Annotated in this window: 25 protein-coding genes and 1 pseudogene; 11 read left to right on the top strand and 15 right to left on the bottom strand. The window is 56.9% G+C overall.

Annotated elements, in window-relative coordinates; translation table 11 throughout:
- Positions 1–212: 212 nt before the first annotated feature.
- Positions 213–1,647 (top strand): annotated as a pseudogene (locus ACI2JR_RS00710) (aldehyde dehydrogenase).
- Between the two features lie 108 nt (positions 1,648–1,755).
- On the opposite strand, the gene ACI2JR_RS00715 reads toward ACI2JR_RS00710, so the two are convergent.
- Together ACI2JR_RS00715 and ACI2JR_RS00720 are read right to left on the bottom strand one after the other, a co-directional pair.
- Positions 1,756–2,526 (bottom strand): alpha/beta fold hydrolase, encoded by a 771-nt coding sequence (locus ACI2JR_RS00715; RefSeq protein WP_132730875.1) that lies wholly within the window; start codon positions 2,524–2,526, stop codon positions 1,756–1,758.
- Between the two features lie 71 nt (positions 2,527–2,597).
- On the bottom strand, positions 2,598–2,771 hold the full coding sequence (locus ACI2JR_RS00720; RefSeq protein ID WP_132731002.1) for a GhoT/OrtT family toxin: 174 nt from the start codon (positions 2,769–2,771) through the stop codon (positions 2,598–2,600).
- Positions 2,772–2,961: 190 nt separating this feature from the next.
- On the opposite strand from ACI2JR_RS00720, the gene yncL reads away from it, so the two are divergent.
- Positions 2,962–3,057 carry a stress response membrane protein YncL gene (gene yncL, locus ACI2JR_RS00725; RefSeq protein ID WP_071844919.1) on the top strand — a complete coding sequence of 32 codons (96 nt, stop codon included), beginning with the start codon at positions 2,962–2,964 and terminating at the stop codon, positions 3,055–3,057.
- Between the two features lie 48 nt (positions 3,058–3,105).
- Here the strand turns inward: yncL and ACI2JR_RS00730 are convergent, their stop codons facing one another.
- Positions 3,106–3,405 carry a hypothetical protein gene (locus tag ACI2JR_RS00730; protein WP_462477588.1) on the bottom strand — a complete coding sequence of 100 codons (300 nt, stop codon included), beginning with the start codon at positions 3,403–3,405 and terminating at the stop codon, positions 3,106–3,108.
- A 604-nt stretch (positions 3,406–4,009) separates the two neighbouring features.
- Here ACI2JR_RS00730 and ACI2JR_RS00735 point away from each other — a divergent pair.
- A complete protein-coding gene (locus ACI2JR_RS00735; protein WP_165905756.1) occupies positions 4,010–4,132 on the top strand; it encodes a small membrane protein in 123 nt (40 codons plus the stop codon).
- A gap of 615 nt (positions 4,133–4,747) precedes the next feature.
- Positions 4,748–5,419, top strand: a complete 672-nt coding sequence (locus tag ACI2JR_RS00740; protein ID WP_132730873.1) for a hypothetical protein — start codon at positions 4,748–4,750, stop codon at positions 5,417–5,419.
- 161 nt (positions 5,420–5,580) lie between these two features.
- On the opposite strand, the gene ACI2JR_RS00745 is transcribed toward ACI2JR_RS00740, so the two are convergent.
- The 7 genes from ACI2JR_RS00745 to ACI2JR_RS00775 all read right to left on the bottom strand — a co-directional run bounded on the left by ACI2JR_RS00745 (position 5,581) and on the right by ACI2JR_RS00775 (position 13,236).
- On the bottom strand, positions 5,581–5,754 hold the full coding sequence (locus tag ACI2JR_RS00745; RefSeq protein WP_132730872.1) for a GnsA/GnsB family addiction module toxin: 174 nt from the start codon (positions 5,752–5,754) through the stop codon (positions 5,581–5,583).
- Between the two features lie 414 nt (positions 5,755–6,168).
- The gene (gene patD, locus ACI2JR_RS00750) at positions 6,169–7,593 is read right to left on the bottom strand and encodes an aminobutyraldehyde dehydrogenase (protein WP_462477589.1); all 1,425 of its coding nucleotides are present in this window, start codon (positions 7,591–7,593) and stop codon (positions 6,169–6,171) included.
- Positions 7,594–7,615: 22 nt separating this feature from the next.
- On the bottom strand, positions 7,616–8,422 hold the full coding sequence (locus tag ACI2JR_RS00755; protein WP_132730870.1) for an ABC transporter permease: 807 nt from the start codon (positions 8,420–8,422) through the stop codon (positions 7,616–7,618).
- Positions 8,412–9,341, bottom strand: coding sequence for an ABC transporter permease (locus tag ACI2JR_RS00760; protein ID WP_132730869.1), 930 nt, complete (start codon positions 9,339–9,341; stop codon positions 8,412–8,414). The genes ACI2JR_RS00755 and ACI2JR_RS00760 overlap by 11 nt, the downstream gene beginning before the upstream one ends.
- 1 nt (position 9,342) lies before the next feature.
- Positions 9,343–10,356, bottom strand: coding sequence for an ABC transporter ATP-binding protein (locus tag ACI2JR_RS00765; protein ID WP_462477590.1), 1,014 nt, complete (start codon positions 10,354–10,356; stop codon positions 9,343–9,345).
- A 17-nt stretch (positions 10,357–10,373) separates the two neighbouring features.
- A complete protein-coding gene (ydcS, locus tag ACI2JR_RS00770; protein WP_462477591.1) occupies positions 10,374–11,519 on the bottom strand; it encodes a putative ABC transporter substrate-binding protein YdcS in 1,146 nt (381 codons plus the stop codon).
- 304 nt (positions 11,520–11,823) lie between these two features.
- The gene (locus tag ACI2JR_RS00775; RefSeq protein WP_132730866.1) at positions 11,824–13,236 is read right to left on the bottom strand and encodes an aminotransferase-like domain-containing protein; all 1,413 of its coding nucleotides are present in this window, start codon (positions 13,234–13,236) and stop codon (positions 11,824–11,826) included.
- 205 nt (positions 13,237–13,441) lie between these two features.
- Here ACI2JR_RS00775 and ACI2JR_RS00780 point away from each other — a divergent pair, with 205 nt between their 5' ends.
- The 5 genes from ACI2JR_RS00780 to ACI2JR_RS00800 all read left to right on the top strand — a co-directional run bounded on the left by ACI2JR_RS00780 (position 13,442) and on the right by ACI2JR_RS00800 (position 16,910).
- Positions 13,442–13,756 (top strand): putative quinol monooxygenase, encoded by a 315-nt coding sequence (locus tag ACI2JR_RS00780; RefSeq protein WP_462477592.1) that lies wholly within the window; start codon positions 13,442–13,444, stop codon positions 13,754–13,756.
- Between the two features lie 267 nt (positions 13,757–14,023).
- On the top strand, positions 14,024–15,421 hold the full coding sequence (locus tag ACI2JR_RS00785) for a cytochrome ubiquinol oxidase subunit I (protein ID WP_462477593.1): 1,398 nt from the start codon (positions 14,024–14,026) through the stop codon (positions 15,419–15,421).
- Entirely contained in the window at positions 15,421–16,431 is a 1,011-nt protein-coding gene (gene cydB, locus ACI2JR_RS00790) for a cytochrome d ubiquinol oxidase subunit II (protein ID WP_462477594.1), read from the top strand. The genes ACI2JR_RS00785 and cydB overlap by 1 nt, the downstream gene beginning before the upstream one ends.
- Entirely contained in the window at positions 16,431–16,571 is a 141-nt protein-coding gene (locus ACI2JR_RS00795) for a DUF2474 domain-containing protein (protein WP_132730862.1), read from the top strand. The genes cydB and ACI2JR_RS00795 overlap by 1 nt, the downstream gene beginning before the upstream one ends.
- Before the next feature lie 93 nt (positions 16,572–16,664).
- Positions 16,665–16,910 (top strand): hypothetical protein, encoded by a 246-nt coding sequence (locus ACI2JR_RS00800; RefSeq protein ID WP_462477595.1) that lies wholly within the window; start codon positions 16,665–16,667, stop codon positions 16,908–16,910.
- 81 nt (positions 16,911–16,991) lie between these two features.
- Here ACI2JR_RS00800 and ACI2JR_RS00805 read toward each other — a convergent pair whose 3' ends face one another.
- Both ACI2JR_RS00805 and ACI2JR_RS00810 read right to left on the bottom strand, forming a co-directional pair.
- Positions 16,992–18,956 (bottom strand): U32 family peptidase, encoded by a 1,965-nt coding sequence (locus tag ACI2JR_RS00805; protein WP_462477596.1) that lies wholly within the window; start codon positions 18,954–18,956, stop codon positions 16,992–16,994.
- Positions 18,957–19,189: 233 nt separating this feature from the next.
- A complete protein-coding gene (locus ACI2JR_RS00810) occupies positions 19,190–19,738 on the bottom strand; it encodes a helix-turn-helix domain-containing protein (protein WP_132730859.1) in 549 nt (182 codons plus the stop codon).
- Positions 19,739–19,927: 189 nt separating this feature from the next.
- Between ACI2JR_RS00810 and ACI2JR_RS00815 the strand changes: the two genes are divergently transcribed.
- Entirely contained in the window at positions 19,928–21,094 is a 1,167-nt protein-coding gene (locus ACI2JR_RS00815) for a benzoate/H(+) symporter BenE family transporter (protein ID WP_462477597.1), read from the top strand.
- Here ACI2JR_RS00815 and ACI2JR_RS00820 read toward each other — a convergent pair.
- Positions 21,071–21,940 (bottom strand): AraC family transcriptional regulator, encoded by an 870-nt coding sequence (locus tag ACI2JR_RS00820; RefSeq protein WP_132730857.1) that lies wholly within the window; start codon positions 21,938–21,940, stop codon positions 21,071–21,073. The two genes, ACI2JR_RS00815 and ACI2JR_RS00820, sit on opposite strands and share 24 nt — an antisense overlap.
- Positions 21,941–22,123: 183 nt before the next feature.
- Between ACI2JR_RS00820 and ACI2JR_RS00825 the strand changes: the two genes are divergently transcribed.
- The gene (locus ACI2JR_RS00825; RefSeq protein WP_462477598.1) at positions 22,124–23,020 is read left to right on the top strand and encodes a DMT family transporter; all 897 of its coding nucleotides are present in this window, start codon (positions 22,124–22,126) and stop codon (positions 23,018–23,020) included.
- A gap of 69 nt (positions 23,021–23,089) precedes the next feature.
- On the opposite strand, the gene ACI2JR_RS00830 is transcribed toward ACI2JR_RS00825, so the two are convergent.
- Both ACI2JR_RS00830 and ACI2JR_RS00835 read right to left on the bottom strand, forming a co-directional pair.
- Positions 23,090–23,758 (bottom strand): DUF3313 domain-containing protein, encoded by a 669-nt coding sequence (locus ACI2JR_RS00830; protein ID WP_132730855.1) that lies wholly within the window; start codon positions 23,756–23,758, stop codon positions 23,090–23,092.
- 132 nt (positions 23,759–23,890) lie between these two features.
- Positions 23,891–25,483: an ABC transporter substrate-binding protein gene (locus tag ACI2JR_RS00835; RefSeq protein WP_462477599.1), complete on the bottom strand. Its 1,593-nt coding sequence runs from the start codon at positions 25,481–25,483 to the stop codon at positions 23,891–23,893.
- Positions 25,484–25,595: the final 112 nt, after the last annotated feature.

Consider the following 25,595-nt stretch of genomic DNA (forward strand, 5'->3'; position numbering starts at 1 on the left):
CAGCATGATGCAGCGGGCAAATAATCAATTGGTATCAGGTTATGCTGAAAGCCCCGTTTTCGGCGATTTATTCCACAACCGCAGGCCAGAAACGCTGAAGTTGTGAACCAGATACAAAACCGGGAAAAAATCGTGCGATAACCGCCCTGCGCTCACCGCGCCGGCCCCCTGCCCGGTACACTCGGAAAACCGCTGCATAATGAGGCTTCCCGATGACGATAAACTGCAACTTATATACCCATGGCCAATGGCACGATGCTGAAGATCGCGCCACCTTCAGCCGCAGCAACCCGCTGAGCGCCCAGACCGCCTCTGTGGCCGCGGCGGCTAACCTCAACGATGCGCGGCGTAGCGTCGAAGCCGCGGCCGCCGCATTCCCCCTCTGGCGCGATACCGCCCCCTGCGAACGGCGTCGGTTACTGCTGGAAGCCGCAGAGCAGATGCGGCTTCGCGAAGCTAAATTTATCGCCGCGATGGCCGCGGAAACCGGCGCAACGGCGCACTGGGCAGGTTTTAACGTCCATCTGGCCGCCGATATTCTGCGTGAGGCCGCCGCACTCACCACTCAGATAGAGGGCCAGGTCATCCCGTCGAATGTGCCGGGGAGTCTGGCAATGGCCGTCCGCCAGGGGGCGGGCGTAGTGCTGGGGATGGCGCCGTGGAATGCGCCGTTGATCCTGGCGACCCGCGCCATTGCCACCCCGCTGGCCTGCGGCAACACGGTGATCCTCAAGGGGGCCGAGCTATCGCCCGCCAGCCAGGCGCTGATTATCGACGCTCTGGCGGCGGCGGGGTTCCCCGCTGGCGTGGTGAACTATCTGACCTGCGATCCTGCGGATGCTCCGGCGCTGGTGGAATCGCTGATTGCCCACCCGGCGGTACGCCGCGTTAATTTTACCGGATCCACGCCGGTGGGTCGCATTATTGCCCGCGCCTGCGGTCAGTACCTTAAACCGGCGGTTCTCGAACTCGGTGGCAAAGCCCCGCTGCTGGTCCTTGATGATGCCGACCTCGAACAGGCCGCGGCGGGTGCGGTGTTCGGCGCTTTTGCCAACGCCGGGCAAATCTGTATGTCGACCGAGCGGATTATCGTCGACGAGGCGATAGCCGACGCCTTTATCGCCCTGCTTAGCCGCCGCGCGGCAACCTTGCCCGTCGGACTGATGGGGCCGGTTGTCGATATGAAAACCGTTGCGCGCTGCAATGCGCTGATTGACGATGCGCTGGCGAAAGGGGCGCGGTTATTAACCGGCGGCAAAGCCAGTTCCACACAGATGGCGGCGACGCTGCTTGACGGCGTCACCCGCCAGATGCGGATATGGCATGAAGAGTCCTTCGGGCCGGTGAAAGCCATTATTCGGGTACATGACGAACAGGAAGCGCTGGCCGTCGCTAACGACAGCGAATATGGACTCTCGTCGGCGGTATACAGTCGCGACAGCGCCCGGGCATGGAACGTGGCGCAGGCTCTGCAAACCGGCATTTGCCACATTAAATGGCCCCACCGTCCACGACGAGGCGCAAATGCCCTTTGGCGGCTGCAAAGCGTCTGGCTACGGGCGCTTCGGCGGGCGCGCAGGCATTGCTGAGTTTACCGAACTGCGCTGGATAACGCTGCAAACCCGCCCGCGCGAACTGCCGTTTTAGCGTGCACGACAGCGGCAGATATGCCATCCGCGGCCGGACCTTAAACGTGCGGAGCGCTACACGCTCGCGGAGATCTCTTCTGATCCAACGCGCGCTGACGATCGCCGGTCAGGCTTCTGCCCCGGGCGGGTCGAGGAATACCGCCACCCTGTCAGCCAGCGCGCCGGGATTTTCCCAGGCCATCGAGTGCCCCGCATCTGGCACCACCAGCAGCGGAATACCTGCGGCTTGCGCCGCGGTTGCCTCCCCGGCCGGAAGGGAGCGGGCGCCGTAAATCAGGACTTTGCGACAGGATAATGCAGCAAAACGCGCAAACCATGAAGGCATGACCCCGGCGACCAGGCTGCTGGCGCCGCGCCATACCGCCCAGGGAGCGCTGTTTTGCAGACACCCGGCCCACGCGGACGTTTCGCCCGCCAGCGTTTGCGCATAGCCGTGAGCGACAAAATCCGCCTCCGCCTGCCCGGCGATGGCCCGACTGTACATTCCGCCCCCGGCATACAGATTGGGTTCCGCCACCAGCAGAGCCAGCACGCGTTCCCCGAGTCGCTCAGCGGCTTCGATGGCGATACTGCCGCCCATGCTGTGCCCATACAGATAGCAGCGCGCAAGCTGCAGATGATCGAGCAGTTCCACAACGACCTGCGCCTGTTCCCGGGTACTGTAGCCAAATGCGCGGGGTTTATCGCTATAGCCGTAACCCGGCAGGTCGATGAGCACGGCCCGCCGTCCGCAAAAGGCGGGATCGGCCACCACTCGCGGATAATCATAGGAGGAAGCGCAGCCCAGTCCGTGAATAAAGACCACCGGTTCGCCGTGCCCGGGGAGATCGAACCAGCGCACGGTGGCGCCGGCCAAAGAAGAATAAAAGCCGTTCATAAGATTACCCGTCAATGGTTACTGTGTTTTTATACAGCCACCTTGCCGCAGTTGCCAACGATTTTATGCCTTCAGAATAAGGAGACTAATAAGGCCGTGGGGAAACTAAACGGCCAGGTTGCCCCGATCAGCAGTGCGGCCAGCAGGCGAATCAAACGGCTTTCTTTGGTTAAAAACCAGCTGATAATTGCGCAGATAAAGCCCATAACTGCGTAAAAAATCAGCATTTTTTGGTATAGGGTCATTCTTATTCCTTCCCTGATAAGCATCATCATGACCTGGACTCTTTACGCATCGGGTGAACGTCAGAGTTCGCTAAATCATATTATGAATAGCGCACTTAATCAGTGGAAAACCTCCAATTCAGCCTTGTCCGATAGCACATCCTTTAACCTCGTACTATACCTGTAGAGGCTTACTCATAAAGGTGGCGTTATGGATGTTTCCAGCAAAACCGTAATTCTGATTAATGTCGGCGCAGCTTTCGCGCTTATCAGCCTGTTATCTGTTCGTTTCGGTTGGTTTTACTGATTTTTTCAGCAATGAAACCTAAAAAAGCAGCCTCTGCGGGCTGCTTTTTTACGCTTTAATCGCGACGGTATTATCTGCGCCTGTCTGAGACAGAGCCTGTTCACGCTGCACGGCAACAGACTTAATATTGTCAGGGTTATATTGCGGCAGAAGATTGATTTTTTCATTGTCCCACTCTGCGGCCACGCAAACGGCCTCACTGGCCCCCTGCTTTACACAACCGCTAATGCGCTGAGCAGGCAAATTGCCGTAGAGGATTGCCGCGGCGCAGGCCACTGACAGGAAAAATGCGATATTTTTCAAAACAAGATCAACGTCAAAGTAACAAATTATGACAAATGTTCGCATGGGCGGCCATATAAAGTCAAATGTCAAACGGCTTGCCCACGGTTATCCGCAGCGGGTGGGCGCTTATTTTAACATTTTATCTACATTTCCCGCGGCTGAATAAAAGAGGCGGCCAGACAAAGTTGCCATAATCGTTATCTGCGACAATACTTATTGCGCTAAGTGAATAAGCGAGCGAGCTTCTTTTTATTACAATTTAAGGGGGTATTTAATTTAATAAAACAAATGAATCTGCGCGGTTTTATGCAGAGAATGCTTTAGCACCGTGAGCCTCAACACTCAATAAACAGAACCTATAAGAAAAACCTTAAAAACCAGTGTAAAACAGATGCCTATAGATAATTAATAATAATGTATGGATAACTTAGTTATTAGCGGAAAATGCGATACTTCTTAAATCTTTGTTCTTCAACAGACAGAGAGAATGCCACTTAAGCCAATGTTTAATATGGAATTTATTATCCCCCGCGCACATTTTCTCGCGGTAACAGGATGCTACCGTCTGCAAATACTATTTGCGTTATCCATCATTAGAATTTACATTCATAATCACAAGTTATGAGTGTTTGATTTTGCTTTTTCTCATTTTATTTTGAGGTGGTATATGTCCGGAATTATCGTGCTTATTGTGGCGCTAATACTGCTGGTGATTGCAGCGTACAATCTTGTTTCTTACATTCGCGAACGCCGCCAGTCCAGTTTGCCGACCAAAAAAACAAAGCGATAGGGTGAAGTGCCGCTGGTCAAAAATTACATTTATTATAGAAAAAATTTATTTGTCATTCTCACTTTGTGCGCCATCCAGCCCCTGTTCCGGGCGAGCATTTCCTCCCGCACTGATTCTCTTCTCTCCCGCTGACCACATCAGTCGAATTTCGGCGACACAAACGGGTGAAAGACAAAAAACCCCTGCAACTGCATGCAGGGGCTCAATAAAGATTGTCAGTTCCCGCCGATCTTGATCATCGTCTCTTCGCCGACCGGTCACTCACTACAGGTGTTTTGCGCGCCCCACCCGGCGCTTATCTCCGGCACTCACTATGGCTTAGCTCTTGAAGGGGTATAAGAATATTCTCATATCATTGCGCTTTTGTTTTAACAATAACTGCTATTGTTACTATTAGCTTGCTAATGTAAGCATGAGGTAACTATCCCGGACGTTAGCAGCATGCCAAAAAACCCAATGTCTAAAACGGATTATTCGACGCCGACCCGCCTGTTCTGTTACAGAATCCTGTGCCATGATTTAACAGGATAATCATTAAAACTCCCTAAGAGTTAATCGCCCAAGGATCCCGGCCTCGCCGCGCCTGTTTGTATCCATCACAAGGAGCCCTGCATAATGCATAGTCACCCCCTGTATGAGCATGTGCCGCTGAATGATTCGCGGCTGTTGCAATTTGCTGAGCAAATCAACCCCTTCTCTAAACCGATCCTTGTCCCGGTTATTGACTCCCCCGGCCCCGCGGGGAATTCATACTGGAATGTGGATGCCGCTATCCAAAAAGTGGGGGGAAAAATGCAGCCTGGTTGGGATGTTAATCTATGGCGCGGCTGCTTTATGGTCGCCACCCATCATGCGGTCCTGCTTGCGAATGATGGGGGGTATTACGATGTCACCAGGCGGCCACCTGTCGCCGGAGCTGCGGGCGTCACGACGTTCATACCTGATGATTCGATCCCGATAGATCTGGATAGAACCCCGGCGATCGCCTCACAGTTCCTGGTCCTGGGCGAAAGCCCGGAAATCACCGGCTATATCCGAACTTACGAAAACCTTAACTTATTTGAAAAGAAAATGAGTGAGGTAATGTATGCGCACGGTTATCGCTGTGAGACCAACAAATCCCTGGCAAAAGGTGTACCGGGGCCCGCGGCGAATCTTGTAAACCTCAATGAAAAAGAGGTGATGGAGATCAGGGATAAGATTGCCGAACTTAGCTGGGTAATGAAAGATAAGATCATAAAATTAAAGAAATACTCTGACACGCTTAATGGCTTAACTCGTCACTAATATCGCCTGGACACTAACCTCTGCGGGCTCATCTCACGCTAAAATCACCAGCCACAGGTGAGCCACGCAGACCATCACGGCGGAGGGCTTCGGTTGAACCGTCACAATCTCCCCCCTCATAAAGAAGGGTAAAAAGGTCGCCTCAGCGACCTTTTTGCTTTTCACATCAGCTTTATTTTCACTTCATAGCCGTCAAGCCCCGTCATCGTCTCATGAGGAATGAACTCGATTTCAGAGACTTCCTGCCCGGTTTTCTTCCTCAATTCTGCCACTTTTTTTGCAATCAGCGCAGAGATATCCTCTTCAGCTTTACGTGTCAGTTCTTCGCTTTTCATTGGTCAACTCTCCTTGAATTCAAGATCTCGTATAGCAATGAAGTGGTTATACTTCATCCAAAAAATAACCATAACCTATTATAAATAATAGACTATCTTGATTGAAGTCGTTTTGAACGTTGATCCCAGCTGACAAAACAGTCGCCAGGCTGGCGATTTACGCCGCCAGAAAGGGCAAAAAACAAACCAGAAAGTCACCCTCCGGGAGAATGCCATGAGGGTCAGGATTACGGCCAGAGAAGAGCATGTCGGCGGCGTATTGATGGCCTCTGGCGTCGTTAACGCGGTGATTGGCATGTCGCTTTGCGGATAATCTCCGGCAGCCATACCGGGCAGCAAACAATGAATGTGTAAGAATGGCCCGCAGTGCCCCAGCGGAAAGTAGCCAACGGGCCCGTTGGCTACTGACCGTTGTTAGTGTTTTACCATCACATGGCGCACCACCGTATAATCTTCCAGACCGTACATCGACATGTCCTTACCGTATCCGGAGAGCTTCTGCCCACCGTGCGGCATCTCGCTGACCAGCATAAAGTGGGTATTGACCCAGGTGCAGCCGTACTGCAAACGGGCGCTCAGACGGTGCGCTCTGCCAACGTCACGGGTCCAGAGCGATGAGGCCAGGCCATACTGCGAGTCATTAGCCCATGCCAGCACCTGATCCTCATCGCTGAACGCCGTCACGCTGACCACCGGACCAAACACTTCGCGCTGGACGATGTCATCCTCCTGTCTGGCCCCTGCCAGCAGCGTCGGCTGATAGAAGTATCCCTTGCCCGGGACCGGACTGCCGCCGGTCACAACCTTGATATGCGCCAGCTCGCGAGCGGCGTCAACGGCGGCGCTGACCCGCGCCAGGTGCGCCTGCGAACTCAGCGGCCCCAGTTCGGTCGCCGGGTCGTCGGGCTGGCCGACCTTGAGACTGGCCACCGCGGCCCCCAGTTTCTCCACCAGCCGATCGTAGATCCCTTGCTGGGCATAGAGTCGACAGGCGGCGGTACAGTCCTGGCCGGCGTTATAAAAACCGAAGGTCCTGACGCCCTCCACAACCGCGTCAATATCGGCATCATCAAAGACAATCACCGGCGCTTTGCCACCCAGTTCCATATGGGTACGTTTAATCGAAGAGGCGGTATGACCGAGAATATGCGCCCCGGTAGCAATCGACCCGGTCAGCGAGACCATGCGCACTTTCGGGTGGCCGGTCAGCGGGTCGCCGACGCTTTTCCCGCGGCCAAACAGGACATTCAGCACCCCGGCCGGGAAGATATCTTTTGCCAGTTCTGCCAGCGTCAGCGCGGTCAGCGGGGTGATTTCTGACGGCTTAATCACCACACAGTTGCCTGCGGCCAGCGCCGGCGCCAGTTTCCACGCCGCCATCATCAGCGGGTAGTTCCACGGCGCGATAGAGGCCACCACCCCGACCGGATCGCGGCGGATCATTGAGGTGTGACCTTCCAGATATTCACCCGCCGCCATGCCCGGCAGACAGCGCGCCGCCCCTGCAAAAAAGCGAAACACATCGGCAACCGCCGGCAATTCATCGTTAATAACGCAGTGCAGCGGCTTACCGCAGTTTAGCGACTCCAGTTTCGCCAGCGACTCCGCGTGCCCGGCAATCGTATCGGCCAGCGTGAGCAGACATTCCGCTCGGGTTTTCGGCGTCGTCTGGCTCCAGCTGACAAATGCCCGATCCGCCGCTTCGACGGTGGCGTTGACCTGCGCTTCGCTAGCTTCCGCTATCTCGAGAATGACTTCACCATTGGCAGGATTAAATACCGGCACCCTCTCACCTTCACCCGCCACCAGCTCGCCGTTAATCAAAAGGTTATGTTGCATAGCATGATCCTGTAGATGTGAATTATTTTCCGTTTTCGGCGCTCGCGTCGCCGTCACGGGTTAGCCACCAGGCCCCCAAAATCGGTATCGTCGTCACCAGCATCACCAGCAGCGCAACCACGTTGGTGACCGGCACATCGCGCGGCCGGCCTAGCTGATTCAGCAACCACAGCGGCAGCGTGCGCTCATGCCCGGCGGTAAAGGTGGTGACGATAATTTCATCAAATGATAACGCGAACGCCAGCATTCCTCCCGCCAGCAGAGCCGAACCGAGGTTAGGCAGCACCACGTAGCGAAAGGTCTGCCAGCCCGTGGCGCCTAAATCCATTGACGCTTCCACCAGGCTCCACGACGTCCGGCGAAAGCGGGCGATAACGTTGTTGAACACCACCACCACGCAAAAAGTGGCATGCCCCACCACAATCGTTAACAGACCGGGTTCAAGATTGATGGCCTTGAACGCGGTTAGCAGCGCAAGACCGGTAATAATCCCCGGTAGCGCAATCGGCAACAGCAACAGCAGCGACACCGCGTTCTTACCAAAAAAAGTGCTGCGCCAGAGTGCTCCTGCAGCCAACGTGCCAAGTACTAACGCAATGGCCGTCGACAGCGCGGCAATTTTAAGTGACAACGTCACAGAATCGATAATATCGCTACGCCCCGCCGCCTCGCTGAACCAGCGTAATGTCAGGCCCTGAGGCGGAAAGCTAAAGGCAGCATCCTCGGTATTAAAGGCATACAGGGCGATAATCGCCAGCGGGAAATGGAGGAAGACGACCCCACCCCAGGTGGCGATTTTCAGCAACAGCGGTGCGCGTTCAGAGTGCATCAAACGCTCCCAGACGCTTCACCAGCGCCAGATAAAGGGCAATCAGGACAATCGGTACCAGGGTAAACGCGGCCGCCATCGGCATATTGCCGATCGCCCCCTGCTGGGAATAGACCATGTTGCCGATAAAGAAGCCGGGCGGCCCCACCAGCTGCGGGACGATAAAATCCCCCAGCGTCAGGGAGAAAGTAAAAATCGACCCGGCGGCAATCCCCGGGATCGCCAGCGGTAAAACCACATAGCGGAACGTCTGCCGCGGGCGGGCGCCGAGATCGGCCGACGCCTGCAGCAACGAGGGGGGTAAACGTTCCAGCGCCGCCTGAACCGGCAGAATCATAAACGGCAGCCAGATATAAACGAACACCAGGAAGCGGCCCAGTCCGGAAGTCGACAGCGTATTTCCCCCCACCGCCGGGATGGTCAGCAGCAGGTTTAGCCCCCCTTCCAGCCCCAGATGGCCGAGAAACCACTGCGCCACGCCATCTTTCGCCAGCAGCAACGTCCAGGCATAGGCTTTAACGATATAGCTCGCCCACATCGGCAGCATCACGGCGATGTAAAAAAACGCTTTCATTTTGCCGCGGGTATAGCGCGCCATATACCACGCCATCGGCAGCGCCAGCACCGCGCTGGCGAGCGTCACCGCCAGCGCCATGACCAGCGTGCGGATGATGATGTCGTAGTTTGCCGGGTTAAATAACGCTTTCAGGTTAGCCAGCGTCAGGTCATGGGTCACCGACATGGTGAAGTCATCAAAGGTATAGAAGCTTTGCCATAACAGGGTGAGCAGCGACCCCAGATAGACAATGCCAAACCACATCAGCGGCCCAAGCAGCAATAAGAACAGGCCCAGCGACGGCCTGCGCCAGAACAGCCCGGACAGGCGCCCGGTTGACGCGTGAGGAATGACCATCGTCATCTCAACCTCCGCTATCCAACGGGACCATCGCCGCGCGCGACCATGATGCCAGCACCGTTTGTCCGGCCTGCGGCGCGCTGAACACCGCGCCGTCATCAATATTCGCCTGACTCACCAGCAGCTTATCGCCATCCTTCAGCTTCAGTTCAATGCGCGTCGCCGCCCCCTGGTATTGCACCGCCTGGACAACCCCCTGGACCTGCACTTCGCCGCCGCCGTCCAGGCGAATATGTTCCGGACGCAGTGACCAGACGCCCGGCATCCCGCACAGGCGGGCGGCAACTTCGGCAGGAAACACGTTGGCGGTGCCGACAAACCCGGCCACAAAGGCGGTTTTAGGCCGCAGATAGAGATCGTGCGGCGCATCCACCTGCTCAATGCGCCCGTTATTAAACACCGCCACCCGGTCGGACATCGACAGGGCCTCTCCCTGATCGTGAGTGACAAAAATAAAGGTGATACCCAGCGCCTGCTGCAGTTTCTTGAGTTCCAGCTGCATCTGCTCGCGCAGCTTTAAATCCAGCGCGCCAAGCGGTTCATCCAGCAGCAGTACCCGCGGCTCGTTCACCAGCGCCCGGGCAATCGCCACCCGCTGCCGCTGGCCGCCGGAGAGCTGCGACGGCTTACGGGTATGGACAAACCCGAGCGCCACTTTTTCCAGCGCCGCCTGGGCGCGGTTATGACGCTCTTTCTTACCGACACCTTTCACCATCAGCCCGTAGGCGACATTATCGAGGATCGACATATGGGGAAACAGCGCATAGTCCTGAAAGACGGTATTGACATCACGCTGCCACGGCGGCAGCTCGCTGGCCTGTTTACCGAAAATCGAAATCGCCCCGCCGGATAGCTGTTCGAATCCGGCGATAAGCCGCAGGCAGGTGGTTTTGCCGGAGCCGGACGGCCCCAGCATCGAGAAGAATTCACCATCACGGATAGCCATGCTGACGCCATCCACCGCCCGCACGTCAGCGTAAAAACGCGAGACATTATGAAACTCTACCGCGTACGTCATGTTGTGCCTCCGGCCAATCAGCGGCCGCCCATAATCGCGATAAAATCCTGCGTCCAGCGGCTGTAAGGCACGTACTTGCCGCCTTGCGCAATCGGCGTTTTCCAGAACGCTATTTTAGCGAACTCGTTATAACCGTTCGTTTCGCACCCTTTATCGCCCAGCAGCGTACTGGCTTTACAGCCCTGCGGAACCACCGGCAGCGAGCCAAACCACGCGGCGACATCCCCCTGGACCTTCGGCGTCAGCGACCAGTTCATCCATTTGTAGGCGCAGACCGGGTGTCGGGCATCGCTATGCAGCATAGTGGTGTCCGCCCAACCGGTGACCCCTTCTTTCGGGAACACGGTGGCGATCGGCTGCCCTTCGCCTTTTAAGCCGTTGGCCTGATATGGCCAGGCGCTGGAAGCGACAACGCCTTCGTTTTTGAAGTCGCTCATCTGAACGGTGGTGTCATGCCAGTAGCGGTGGATCAGCTCGCGCTGGTCGCGCAGTACCTTCAGCACCGCCTGATACTGCGCTTCGGTCAACTGGTAGGGATCGTCAATCCCCAGCTGCGGCTGGGTGGCTTTGACAAACAGCGCCGCGTCGGCAATATAAATCGGCCCGTCGTAGGCCTGCACGCGGCCTTTGTTACTCTTACCATCGGGCAGATCTTGCTTCACAAAGACCACGCTCCAGCTGTCCGGCGGCGTCGGGAAGACTTTGGTGTTGTACATCAGCAGGTTGGGGCCCCACTGGTACGGCGTGCCGTAGACTTTGCCGCCGACGTTAAACCAGGCCCCTTTTTCGACGCGCGGGTCGAGGGTAGACCAGTTGGCGATCAGCGCCGTGTTAATCGGCTGTACCCGTTTACCCATAATTAAACGCAGCGAGGCGTCGCCGGAGGCGGTCACCAGATCGTAACCTCCTTTTGCCATCAGGCTAACCATCTCGTCAGAGGTGGCGGCGGTTTTCACATTAACCTGGCATCCGCTCTCTTTTTCAAACTGAGTGACCCAGTCATAGTTTTTATCCGTCTGGCCACGTTCGATATAGCCAGGCCAGGCGATAATATCGAGTCGCCCTTCGCCTTTATCCAGCGAGGTGGACGGTTCGGCGGCCTGCGCGGTCAGGAAGGCCATCCCCAGCACACACAGGCTGCCACGGGCAATTTTTTTGCTCATCGGGTGTTACTCCTGTCACAATAAAATGAGCGGCAGCCGTGCCGTAAAAATATCTCCCTTAATAACAGTAGTCGGCGCGCTTAGGCCCCTCCGGGATTTTATTCAGGTTGTGACAAGGGGCGCATTCCGCAAAAATCGACGAATGCAGCGCAACAATATGGATTATAGACAAGGAGTTATAGAGCAGCCGCGGCTATGCGAATTTCCTATGGTTACGGCCGGTAAAATAATCACCGGCACGCTTTGAACATCATATTTCGTTATTTTACCGGGCGGTTGACGCGGGTAAAAAATAAGCATCCGTTTACGCCAGCTGCTGGCGAATAAGTTCGCCAAGACGTTTCACCGCCTGCTCTTCTCTTTCTCCCCAGCCCCACGCGGTATTAAAGCGGAAAAACGAAGTCCAGCTGGCGGTGGTGGAGAACATTTTCCCCGGCGCGATGCTGATGTTATCGCGCAATGCGCGGGCGCTTAGCTCCCCGGCATCCGCCCCTTCCGGCAGCTCCAGCCACAAAAAGTAGCCGCTATCGCTATGGTGAATTTTCACTTCTGCCGGCAGATGACGCAGCAGCGCCTGCCAGGCCTGCTGTTTGCGTTCAGCAAGCTGACGCCGCAGGCGGCGAAGATGCGCGTCATAACGCCGGGTAGACAGATAGTCCACCAGCGCCATCTGCATCGGGGAGCTGGTAGAAAGCGTACTCATCAACTGGAGTTGCTGAATGCGCCGGGCATGCTTACCCGCCGCCACCCAACCGATACGAAAACCGGGTACCAGGCATTTAGAAAACGAACTGCAATGCAGGGTCATCTCCTGGCGGTCCCAATATTTGGCCGGCAGCGGTTTTTCACGGCCGAAGTAGAGTTCGCTGTAGACATCATCTTCGATCAGCACCACGTTATAGCGCGCCAGCAGATCGACCAGCCGCGCCTTTTTCTCCGCGCTCAGGGTAAAGCCGAGCGGATTCTGCCCGTTGGTCATCAGCCAGCAGGCTTTCACCGGGTAGTTTTGTAACGCCTGCTCCAGGGCGGCGAGATCAATCCCCTCTTTCACATCCGTCGCCACCGACAGCGCCTTCAGACGTAGCCTTTCCAGCGCCTGTAGCGCGCCGTAAAAACAGGGGTTTTCCACCACCACCCAGTCGCCGGGTTCGGTGACCGCCTGCAGACTGAGGTTTAACGCCTCCAGCGCGCCGGCGGTGATGACGATTTCATCGGGTGAAATATTCATCCCCTGCAGCGCGTAGCGGCGGGCAATGGCATGCCGCAGCTCATCGTTCCCCGGCGGTAAATTCTCAATAACGCTCATCGCGGTGGCGGTTTTGCTCACCTGCGCCAGCGAACGGTTCAGCTGCTGGAGCGGAAACAGCCGCGGGTCGGGAAACGCGGAGGCGAACGGCAGCATCGAAGCCTGGCGGCTGGCCTGCAGAACTTCGAAGATATAGGTATTAATATCCACCGCCTCGTCGCGGGTGACCTGAGCGGGCGGCGCGGGCTGGCGCAGTTTCACCGGTTTTGGCGCCACATAGTAGCCGGACTGCGGGCGAGCAATAATCCGCCCCTGGCTCTCCAGCAGTTGATAAGCATGGCTGACGGTCATAAAGCTCATGCCGCTGCTCACCACCTGTTCGCGCAGCGATGGCAGGCGATCGCCGGGCTGCCAGACGCCAAGCGCTATCTGTTCGGTCAGCTGTAAGGCAAGCTGCTGGTACTTTTTCATCGCGAAATCCGCAGGTTATCCTCTGTCCCTGTAGTATATCAGTTTTGGAAAAACAGGGGTTTATAAAAACTGTTATAGTTGCGATAAGGCGGAACGGATCCGCCCCCCGATGCTGATGGCGAGTTACGCCAAGATGGCGCTGACCCGCCGGACGCAGGTCTGTATTATCGCCAGTATCGTTCTGTTTCACTAACGCGGAGTTCCCATGAGCACACAGCAGTTACAGGTTATCGCCCACTATTATGTCCGTGAAGATGCGGTCGAAAGAGTGGCGAGCGCATTACTCGCCCTGGCCGAAGCCACGCGCCAGGAAGCGGACAACCTCTCCTATGAATTCTTCCAGTCCCGCGAAGCGCCCCGTCACTTCGTGATTCTTGAGCGCTATCGCAGCGCCAACGGGCTCGATATGCACCGGGCGACCCGGCATTTTCAGCATCTCGGCATCGAGGTGATCGCTCCTCTGCTGGAAACAAAACGGGTGGAGAGCTTTTTAGTCCCGGGGTCCGATAACGACAAATAAGGCGGGATGACGCCATCCCGGGATATGGATGCCTTCACGGCCGGCGGTTTCCTTCTCGTTGCCTGACAGGGCGCGCCACGATCTGCCGCGCCGGTTATCGCTGGCCTTTTCATTCCGGCAGTCCCGCAGCGCTTGACCACGCCCTGGCGCCGAAAAAAGCCATAACAGCAGGCAACTGTTATCGCAAAAAATAGCCTTTCTGCCTCTGCAACCCCAAACGGTCGACGCCTAGAATTGCGCTGAATAAATTTTCCTGCGGAGTTCTGCATGTTTGGTCTGGATGCCTTCCACCTGGCGCGAATTCAGTTCGCCTTTACCGTCTCATTTCATATTATCTTTCCCGCCATTACGATTGGCCTGGCCAGCTATCTGGCGGTGCTGGAAGGGCTATGGTTAAAGACCCATAACCCCATCTGGCGCTCGCTGTATCACTTCTGGTGCAAAATTTTCGCCGTTAACTTCGGGATGGGCGTGGTCTCTGGCCTGGTGATGGCCTATCAGTTCGGTACCAACTGGAGCGGTTTTTCTGAGTTTGCCGGCAGTATTACCGGCCCGCTGCTGACCTACGAAGTGCTGACCGCCTTTTTCCTCGAAGCGGGATTCCTCGGGGTGATGCTGTTCGGCTGGAACCGCGTCGGCCCCGGTCTGCACTTCTTCGCCACCTGCATGGTCGCGCTCGGAACGATCGTTTCGACATTCTGGATCCTCGCCTCCAACAGCTGGATGCAAACGCCGCAGGGGTTCGAGGTGGTCAACGGCCAGGTGGTGCCCGTCGACTGGGTCGCCGTGATCTTCAATCCCTCTTTCCCCTATCGTCTGCTGCATATGTCGGTGGCGGCCTTTCTCAGCAGCGCGCTGTTTGTCGGGGCGTCGGCGGCATGGCATCTGCTGCGCGGCACCCACACGCCGGCGATCCGCGCCATGTTTTCGATGGCGCTGTGGATGACCCTGATTGTCGCCCCCATTCAGGCGATGATTGGCGATATGCACGGTCTGAACACCCTCAAACATCAGCCGGCAAAAATCGCCGCCATCGAGGGACATTGGGAAAATCGGCCCGGAGAACCGACGCCGCTGCTGCTGTTCGGCTGGCCGGATATGCAGCAGGAGCGCACCCGCTACGGTCTTGAAATCCCGGCGCTCGGTAGCCTGATCCTCACCCACAGTCTGGATAAGCAGGTCCCCGCACTGAAAGAGTTTGCCCCGCAGGATCGCCCGAACTCGACGATTGTATTCTGGTCGTTTCGCCTGATGGCCGGTCTCGGCATGCTGATGATCCTCCTCGGCGCGCTGGCGCTGTGGTTACGCTACCGCAACCGCCTGTATCAGTCGAAGCCCTTCCTGCGCTTCGCGCTGTGGATGGGGCCGTCCGGGCTTATCGCCATTCTGGCCGGCTGGGTCACCACCGAGGTCGGCCGTCAGCCGTGGGTGGTCTATGGCGTGCAGCGCACTGCCGATGCCGTCTCCGCCCATGGCGACCTGCATATGACCATCAGCCTGCTGACCTTTCTGCTGGTCTACTGCTCGGTATTCGGCGTGGGCTACAGCTATATGCTGCGCCTGATCCGCAAAGGGCCGCAGGACGTTAATCCCCCGCTATCCGGTACCCCGGCACGCCCGCTCTCTGCCGCAACGGAAGGTTTTCAGCATAAGAAGTCCCGCTAATGGGTATCGATTTATCGGTTATCTGGTTCGTGATTATCGTTTTCGCCACCCTGATGTATATCGTGATGGATGGCTTTGATTTAGGGATCGGTATTCTGTTTTGCACCACCCGGGATGCGGAAGATCGTGACGTGATGGTCAACAGCGTTGCGCCGGTCTGGGACGGTAACGAAACCTGGCTGGTGCTGGGTGGCGCCGGGTTATTTGGCGCGTTTCCTTTAGCCTACGCGGTGATTATTGATGCGCTGGCGATCCCGCTGACGCTGATGCTGATCGGCCTGATTTTTCGCGGCGTCGCGTTTGAGTTTCGCTTTCAGGCGACGCCGTCGCATCGCCCGTTCTGGGATCGCGCATTTCTCGGCGGCTCGCTGCTGGCCACGTTTACCCAGGGGATGGTCGTGGGCGCGGTAGTTAACGGCTTTGCGGTCAGCGGCCGCACGTTCAGCGGCGGCGCGTTCGCCTGGCTCACCCCCTTCACCCTGTTCTGCGGTCTGGGGCTGACCATTGCCTATGCGCTGCTGGGGGCGACGTGGCTGGTGATGAAAAGTGAGAACCCGCTGCAGGAAACAATGCGTCGCACCTCCCGGAGATTGCTGCTGGCGCTGCTGGCAACCATCGCCGCTATCAGCCTGTGGACGCCGCTGGCGCAGCCGGCGATCGCCGCCCGCTGGTTCAGCCTGCCGGGCCTCCTTTTCCTGCTGCCGGTTCCGCTGCTGGTCGTCGCGTTCGGGGTCTGGCTGTGGCGTGCTCTGCGTCACCACCAACGTCACGCGCTGCCCTTTATCCTGACCCTGGGTCTGGTATTTCTCGGTTTTAGCGGGTTGGGGATCAGCATCTGGCCGCATATTATCCCGCCGAATATTACGTTGTGGCAGGCCGCCGCGCCGCCGCAGAGTCAAGGCTTTATGCTGGTGGGCGCGCTGCTGATTATTCCGGTGATCCTCGGCTACACCTGCTGGAGCTACTACGTGTTTCGCGGCAAGGTACAACATGGCGAGGGGTATCATTGATGGGTCCGGTATGGCTGAAACGGCTGAAACAGTGGTTATGGCTGGTCGCGTTATGGGGCGGCAGCGTGCTGGCGCTGGCGGCGGTGAGTATGCTCTTTCGCCTGCTGATGACGGCGGCGGGACTAAAAGGGGCATCCTGAGCGGATAAGACAACTCTGATTAGCCAGACCTCCATTGTCTCTCCATTTTTGTTTGCTGAAATCGCGGGGCAGATAAAAATAAAGGACATGACGATGAAAAAAATACTTTTGCTCTCGGCCGCGATGACGTTTGCGCTCTCATCTCTGGCGTTTGCCGCCGATAATCCGCCGCCGCCGAAAAAAGCGGCCGCGGCTCAACAGAGTGCTGGCCACACTCATCGCGCGCCGCAGCACAGCGGCAAACAGCCGTCGATGAAAGGAAAAGTCCCCGCTCATCGCAATAAGCAGCCGGCGAAAAGCGGCCAGCATAAGGACAAACCGTTACCACCCAAAAACTAGCCGTCTAAGCCTCGAACAGCAGCAGCCGTTCGAGGCCGACAGCGATCAGTTGCGCAGCCAGCGGGACGAGGCGGACGCCGATCAGGCGCCTTTGCGCTTCGGCAGGGTCTTCAGCAGCTCATCCGGGCTGACCGAGGCGACAATGCTTCCCGGAAGCGGCATTTTCAAAATATGATTTTTCATCTTGCCGATGACGTGCATTTCGCACGGACGGCAGTCGAATTTCAGCGTCAGCACTTCATCACCGTGAATGAGCTGCATCGGCGTCGCTTTCCAGCTCTTAATCGATCCTTTCGCCTGCTTCGGACACAAATTGAACGCGAAGCGCAGACAGTGCTTGGTGATCATTACCGGCACCTCTCCCTTCTCTTCATGCGCTTCATAAGCGGCATCGATCAGCTTCACGCCATAGCGTTGATAAAACGCGCGCGCCTTATGGTTGTACACGTTGGCGAGGAACGACAGATGCGTTTCAGGGTATACCGGCGGCGGCACAGAAACCGCTTTACGCTGGCCGCGAGGCGCAGCATTCACCCGCGCAGCGTCCAGCAGCTCGACGGTTTCACGGCGCAGCTGGTTCAGCAAACTGTTAGGGACAAACAGCGCGCCGGGCAGATTGATCTGCACATCGCGGGCAAAATAGATCGTCTGCCCCAGTTTCGCCACGCCGTCGCGCAGGTTAGCCAGCGCTTTTTCGCGCTGGGTCGCTTCGGCAAACTCGCCGTCGAGGGTATGAGTGGCGCTGACGCCATCTTCGCAGGTCATCGTCAGCACCAGCTGCTCCTGCCAGCCGCTGAGGGTGAGATCCACCGCGATCCGGCGCTCGCTGGACGTTTTTTGCAGCGCCTGCTGCCAGTTATGGTCAAGGTTACGGTTCAGCACCTGATGCGGGCGCACTTTATGCAGGTCCGCCGGCATCTCATTCGGCCATACGCGATAGCGATTTTCCCCGGTTTTTTCCACCGTATTCGCGCGGAAGCCGACGATTTCACGCTTAATCATCACGTTAAGGCCATCGCCGTTGGTCAGCGCTTCGCTAACTTCGACATCGAGATGGTCTTTGCCCACTTTCAGCACTTCCCCCACCGGCAGGCCGATGAATTTCGGTGAGTCGAAGGCGCCGATGTCGCCTTTGCGCGCATTGACAAAGTAGTCGGTGCTGCCGCGGTGGAAGGTTTTATCGGTGGAGGGGACGAAAAAGTGTTCGGTACGCCCGGCAGACGAACGCATAAGGTCGCCGCGATCTGCGATAATCGCATCGAGCATCTGGCGATAGTGCGCGGTGATGTTCTTGACGTAGCTCATATCTTTGTAGCGGCCTTCAATTTTGAAGGAGCGCACCCCGGCGTCAATCAGCTGGGCCAGGTTTGCCGTCTGGTCATTATCTTTCATCGACAGCAGATGCTTCTCGTACGCCACCACGCGGCCCCGATCGTCTTTTAACGTATACGGTAAACGACAGGCCTGGGAGCAGTCGCCGCGGTTGGCGCTGCGACCGGTCTGCGCGTGGGAGATATTGCACTGCCCGGAATAGGCCACGCACAGCGCGCCGTGAATAAAGAATTCGATCGTCGCGTCGGTATTATCGTAAATCGCTTTAATCTGTTGCAGGTTGAGCTCGCGCGCCAGAACAATCTGGCTAAAACCGACGTCGGAGAGGAATTTTGCCTTCTCCACGCTGCGAATATCGCACTGGGTGCTGGCGTGCAGCTCAATCGGCGGAATATCCAGCTCCATCACCCCCATATCCTGCACGATCAGCGCGTCAACGCCGCTTTCATACAGGTCGGTAATCAGCCGCTGCGCCGGCTCCAGTTCATCATCATGCAGAATCGTGTTCAGCGTCACAAAGATTTTCGCCCCGTAGCGATGGGCGAAAGGCACCAGGTCAGCGATATCGCTGAGGCTGTTGCTGGCGTTGTGGCGCGCGCCGAAACCCGGTCCGCCAATATAGACCGCGTCCGCACCGTGTAATATCGCTTCACGGGCAATCCCGGCATCACGGGCAGGGCTAAGAAGTTCAAGATGATGGTTTTGCAGGCGCATACGCTCGTCGTTATCCGTTATAGGGGGTCGAAATGGCGGCTATTGTAGTCAGAAGTGAGCGCAGACGAAAACATTTTCCATCACCCGCGACCGGTGAATTTTCGGTTTCCGGCAAAGCATTGAAGGAAAAGGTATTTCCATCGTAAAACGCCCGAGGTTACAGTCAACACGTATTCCGGATTTTCCTCGTCACGTTGTGAGTGGTTGTCACTGATCATTTGATTGGCCGCAGGTTAACTCCCTGCGGTTTTTTCTTTCGGGTAGTGAATCAGCGAATGAAAATGGGCCGTTTGCGTACCGCTGTTACGATAGGCATGCGCCAGGTCCCCGGCAAAGCGCCTTCCCTCTCCGGCGGTTAAGACCCGCCATTCTCCCTGCAGGCACAAATCCAGCGCCCCGCTTATCACCACCACATGTTCAATCACCCCTTTTTCATGCGGATCAGACTCGCTGAGCGCTCCCGGCGCCAGGGTAATCGAGAAATGGTCGAAGCGTAGCTCCGGGTCCCACGGGAAAATGGGCGTCACCACCATCGCCTGCTGCTGCGGGTCAAAGGCCGACGGCACGGCAGATTCATCGGCGACGATAAATGATGAAAACGCCACGTTCAGACCGGTGGCGATTTTCCACAGCGTCGCCACCGTCGGGCTGGATTCATTCCGCTCGATTTGACCGAGCATGGCTTTCGACACGCCGGTTTCTTCCGCCAGACGCGACAGACTCCAGCCGCGCTGCTGACGCAGCGTTTTCAGGGTTGCCGCGAGATGTTGCGCAATATTCATTCCACCTCCTGATATGCTCAGCGGAAATTATACGCGCATTGATATGATTCTACAGGGAGTTTACTCGCAAAGCGTTTGTGTGGCTCCCGCGAACCACCTCACCCGGCGGCTAAAATGCTGCCAGCCTTGTGCGCTATAACGCACGATGATACATTTCACCGTATGCTATAACGCACAAGAGGTCATTTTATGCGCGCGTTCTCACTTCCGCTGTCGACGCTGTTCGCCGGTTTTATCGCCGTGCTGGTCGGCTATGCCAGCTCTGCCGCCATTATCTGGCAAGCCGCCGCCGCCGCGGGCGCCGATGCGCAGCAAATCGCCGGCTGGATGACGGCGCTGGGGCTGGCAATGGGCGTCAGTACGCTGGCCTTAACGCTATGGCGCAAAGTCCCCGTCCTCACCGCCTGGTCAACCCCCGGCGCGGCGCTGCTGGTCAGCGGATTGCAGGGCGTGACTCTGAGCCAGGCGGTGGGAGTTTTTATCTTTGCCAACGCCTTAATCGTATTGTGCGGGGCGACCGGTCTTTTTGCCCGCCTGATGAAAATCATTCCGCACTCGCTGGCGGCGGCGATGCTGGCGGGGATTTTACTGCGCTTTGGTCTGCAGGCCTTTGCCAGTCTGGAGGGTAATCTCATCCTGTGCGGCGGGATGCTGGCGGCGTGGTTGATCGGCAAAGCCCTGTTTGCGCGCTTTGCGGTGGTTGCCGCGCTGCTGGTCGGCGGGGCCATCGCCGTGTTCTCCGGCGCGGTCGCCGGGGCGCACATCAGCCTCGCTTTTGTCGCCCCGCAATATATCGCGCCGCAGTTTACCCCTTCGCTATTGCTCAGCGTCGGCGTGCCCTTCTTCCTGGTCACCATGGCCTCGCAAAACGCCCCCGGCTTCGCCACGATGCAGGCATCCGGTTATCAGGTGCCCGTCTCAGCGCTGATGATTGCCACCGGCGGCCTGGCGCTGGTTCTGGCGCCCTTTGGCGTCTATTCGATTTGTATTGCCGCAATCACCGCCGCCATCTGCCAAAGCCCGGAGGCCCATCCGGACCCGCAACGACGCTGGCTGGCCGCGGCGGCGGCGGGCGTTTTTTATCTGCTCGCGGGGCTGTTTGGCGGATCGATTACCGCATTGATGTCGGCGCTGCCGACGGCATGGATCCAGATGCTCGCCGGACTGGCGCTGCTCGGCACCCTTGGCGGGAGTCTGTTTCAGGCGCTGAATCATGAAAGTGAACGCGATGCGGCGGGGATAACCTTTCTGGTCACCGCCAGCGGCATCACGTTGCTGGGGGTCGGTTCGGCCTTTTGGGGGCTGGTACTGGGCGGGGTCAGCTTCGCCCTGCTATCCGCGCTGCGCCGCGCGTAGCTGTGACGGGGTCAGGCCGGTGGCGCTTTTCACCCGGTGGCTAAAGTGGCTGGCGGAACTGAACCCGCAGGCCATCGCGATATCGGTTAGCGACCGCGCGCTGTGGCAGATAAGCTCCCGCGCTTTGACCATCCGCCGCTGCATCACATACTGGTGCGGCGCCATTTTCATCGACTGCCGGAACATCCGCGCAAAGTGATATTCGCTGAGCGCCGCTTCCTGCGCCAGATCGGCAAGGGTGAGCGGCTGATCCAGATTCTCCTCAATCCACGCGATGACGTTACGCAGGACGTGCGGCGCAAGGCCGCCGGTCACCGTCGGTAAACGCCACTGGACACTCGAGTAGTGCTGAATCAGATGGGTCAGCAACAGCGTACTGGCGGAACTGAGGGTCAGCTGATTGGCCTGCTGCTGCCAGTCGTTATCGAGGAGAAACTGGCGATACACGGCGGTAATTTTGTCATCCTGGGAAAAGGTTTGTTCCTGCAGGTTGAACGACGCCGGGCTGCGATCCCAAATCTGCTCCCCGACCCGACGCAGATGGTCGTCGGTGCAGTAGAGATGAACAAAAGAGAGATCGCCTCTGATGTCCCATGTGCTCTCAGCGCCCTTCGGCATCAGGCAAAAACGGTCCGGGCCGCCGCCGTTTTTCCAGCCGGCAGGAGTTTTCTGATAACTTTCGTAGCCATCCGCGACGTACAGACTCAGGGTATGGTGGTCGCTACGCACCGTCACCGTATCGCGATTGTTATACCACGCCGCCAGTTGAATACCGGAGTTGAGCTCCACCGTCTCGCGCAGGACGGCCTTTTGTCGACGTAATGTTTCGAAAGTCCCGTAAGCCATAGCCTTCACATATCAGATTGCGTAAACCTCTAGTCTATGAAGAGTCGACGCCGGATACCAGTTCTCTGCCGCCTGCTGGCAAAAATAAGCGCAAGAATTTGCAAATCCATTCGCCGGGGATGACAGCGCCAACGGCGAAAAACCGCCACACTGCCTCCCTGGTGTGCTTACGGGAGAGATATTTTGAACGCATTACTGTACGGGCTGGTGGTAATTATCTGGGGAACGACGTGGATTGCCATTTTTTTACAGCAGGGGCCGGTCTCCGCGCCGGTTTCCATCTTCTGGCGTTTTGCCGTGGCGAGCGTCACGGTATTGACGATTCTGCGGGTGACCCGCCGTCTGCGCCCGCTGGCGCTGCGCGATCATCTGTTCTGCGTGCTCCAGGGCTGCTGCGTATTCTGTTTTAACTTCTGGTGCTTTTATACCGCCGCGGCGCACATCAATACCGGTCTGGAATCGGTGATCTTTTCCATGGCGGTGCTGTTTAACGCCGTTAATGGCTTTCTTTTCTTCCGCCAGCAGCCGCCGGGACGTTTCTGGCTTGCCGCCGGGCTGGGTCTCGCGGGGATCGTTACGCTGTTCTGGGACGATCTGCTCAGCAACGGTCTGAATGCGTCGCTGCTGTGGGGAATTGGCCTCAGCGCGCTGGGCACCTACGGTTTTTCGCTGGGAAATATGCTCAGTATGCGCCACCAGCGTCGTGGGCTGGAAACGCTGACCACCAACAGCTGGGCGATGCTGTACGGCACGCTGGTGATGGGCGCTATCGCCCTGCTGCGCGGAGATGATTTCACTCCGCAGTGGACGCTGAGCTATATGGGCGCGCTGCTGTACCTGGCCTTGTTCGGCTCGGTTATCGCCTTCGGCGCCTATTTTACCCTGGTCGGGCGGATCGGCGCCGGCAAAGCCGCCTACAGCACGCTGCTGTTTCCGCTGGTGGCCCTGACGATCTCCACCTTTTACGAGGGGTACGTCTGGCATAGCAATGCGGTCATCGGCCTGGCGCTGATTCTGGTGGGGAATCTGGTGATGTTTGCCCGCCTCGAGCAGTGGTTTTTGCGCCGCAGACTGGCTTAGCCCCTGCCTGCTGGCATAAAAAAGCGCCCTCCTGCAGGGCGCCTTTTTCTTTATATTGCTATTGCGAACTTATTTCTGCGTCGGGTCGAATTTCACCGCGTCGATCGCCATATCATCAATAACCTGTTTCAGAGTATCAATGGTCAGCGGCGTATTCTCGTTAGCCAGATCTTTACCCTCGCCTTTACGCACCACTTTGATCACCGGCTTGTTGGTCGCCGGGTCGATCAGCTCACCTTCGAAATAGAGACTGGTATCCATTGTCCGATGGCCGGTCGCCATCTGCGTTCCGGCTACCACTAAGGCGACCGGCACCACTTCATAGAACTGCAACCCCTCTTTGCTGGAATCCACGCCGGTAATCGCGCCACGGAAAATCAGGCTCCGCGGGCCCGGCCTGGCGACCAGCGGTTTACGCTCGGCAATCGCCTGCTTCATCTGTTGGTTGGTATAAGTGAGGATATCGCTCAGCGCTTTTTCCCCGACCTGGGTCGAGGGTTTTGGCACCGGGTAATAGGTAATCGGATGATAGACGACGCTGTCATAGTTTTGCGGCTTGTAATCCGGGGAGATCCAGCGCAGTTCAGGTTTACCCGAAGCCGACGTGGTTTCTTTTAAGTTTGCATAATCTTTTAAGAAACCGGAATATTTTTCCGGTGCCGCAATTTTTGCCGCACAGCCGGTTAAGGCCAACAGCCCGGCGAATGCCGCCACTTTAAAAATGACATGAGTACGCATGAGTAATCCCTGTAGGTGCAGTTGTCGGCGCGATTTATAGCAATGAACAGGCTAAGTGTTGTGACAAAAAGAGTGGAACGCAATGATTTGAAAAAATAAATCCGCCACGGTCGGCGGATTTATCTGGCGGGGTTATTTTATATCGACCTGATAGAAAATATGCTTGCCGAAAGGATCGATTTGGTAGTCCGAAACATCCTTGCGCACCGGTTCAAAAATCGTCGAATGGGCAATCATCACCGCCGGCATCTGATCATGCATCATCTGCTGCGCCTGTTTATAGAGCGCTTCACGTTTTGGCCGATCGGTTATCGATTTCGCTTCGGCGATCAGTTTATCAAACGGCTGATAGCACCACTTCGCCGAGTTGGAACCGCCGTTCGCCGACTGGCAGGTAAATAGCGGGCCAAAGAAGTTATCCGGATCGCCGGTGGCGGTGGTCCAGCCCATCAGCGCCGCCTGGTGCTCGCCATCTTTCACCCGCTTGAGGTATTCACCCCATTCATAGGTCGTGATTTTGGTCTGCACGCCGATTTTCGCCCAGTCCGCCTGAATCATCTCGGCCATTCGTTTAGCGTTCGGGTTATAGGGGCGCTGAACCGGCATCGCCCACAGGTCAATGGTCAGCGGCCCTTCGATCCCCGCCTCCTGCAGCAGCGCCTTCGCTTTTTGCGGATCGTAATCGTAATCTTTCAGCTCGCTATCGGCGCTCCATACCCCTGGCGGCAGCAGGTTTTTCGCCGCGCTGCCGGTGCCGTGAAATACCGCATCAATAATCGCCGGCTTGTTGATCGCCATCGCCAGCGCCTGGCGTACTTTGACATTATCCAGCGGCGGTTTTTGCGTATTAAAGGCTAAGAAACCGGTATTCAGCCCCGCCTTACTCAGCAGATTAATGTCTTTATTCTCTTTCATCCTCGGCAGATCGGCGGGATTCGGGAACGGCATCACCTGGCATTCGTTCTTCTCCAGCTTGGCATAACGCACCGAGGCATCCGGGGTAATGCTAAAGACCAGACGGTCTATTTTCGCTTTGCCCTGCCAGTACTCCGGGAAAGCGGTAAACAGAATGCGGGAATCTTTCTGGTACTGCGCCAGCTTAAACGGGCCGGTGCCAATCGGATCCGAGTCCACGCGCTGCGGCGTCCCGGCTTTCAGCATCGCGTCCGCATACTCCGCCGACAAAATAGAGGCGAAATACCACGCCAGATCGGCAACAAACGGCGCTTCGGCGCGCGCCAGGGTAAAGCGCACCGTATATTCATCAGGTTTATCTATGGCGGTAATTAACTGGCCGAATTCGAGGCTCTCGAAATTAGAGTAGTTACCGCTGGAGACGTTGTGATAAGGATGCTGCGGATCTTTTTGCCGCATGAAGGAGAAAATCACATCATCGGCATTAAAATCGCGGGTGGGCGTGAAATATTTATTACTTTGAAACTTCACCCCTTTGCGTAAATGGAAAGTATAGACTTTGCCATCTTCGCTCACCTCCCAGCTTTCTGCGAGGCTCGGCTGCAGTTCAGTGGTACCCACTTTGAAGTCCACCAGCCGGTTATAGACCGGTACCGCGCTGGCGTCCACGCTGGTGCCGGATGTATAGAGCTGAGGATTGAAGTTCTCCGGCGATCCTTCGGAGCAGTAAACCAGCGTTTTTGCCCCCACGGCGGAACTAACCGTGAGCGCCGTTAATGTCAGAGCAAGCGTGGTGAGTTTGCGTTGCATAACGTTTTCCTTTTTTAATTTGTCAGCTAATGAATAGCTTGTTGTTTTCCTGCCCATACATAACACTAAAGCCAGATTGCAAACACCCTAAAAATCAATAAAGAAGGAATCA

It is taken from the genome of Klebsiella sp. NPDC088457 (assembly GCF_044900465.1).
GTDB lineage: Bacteria > Pseudomonadota > Gammaproteobacteria > Enterobacterales > Enterobacteriaceae > Klebsiella.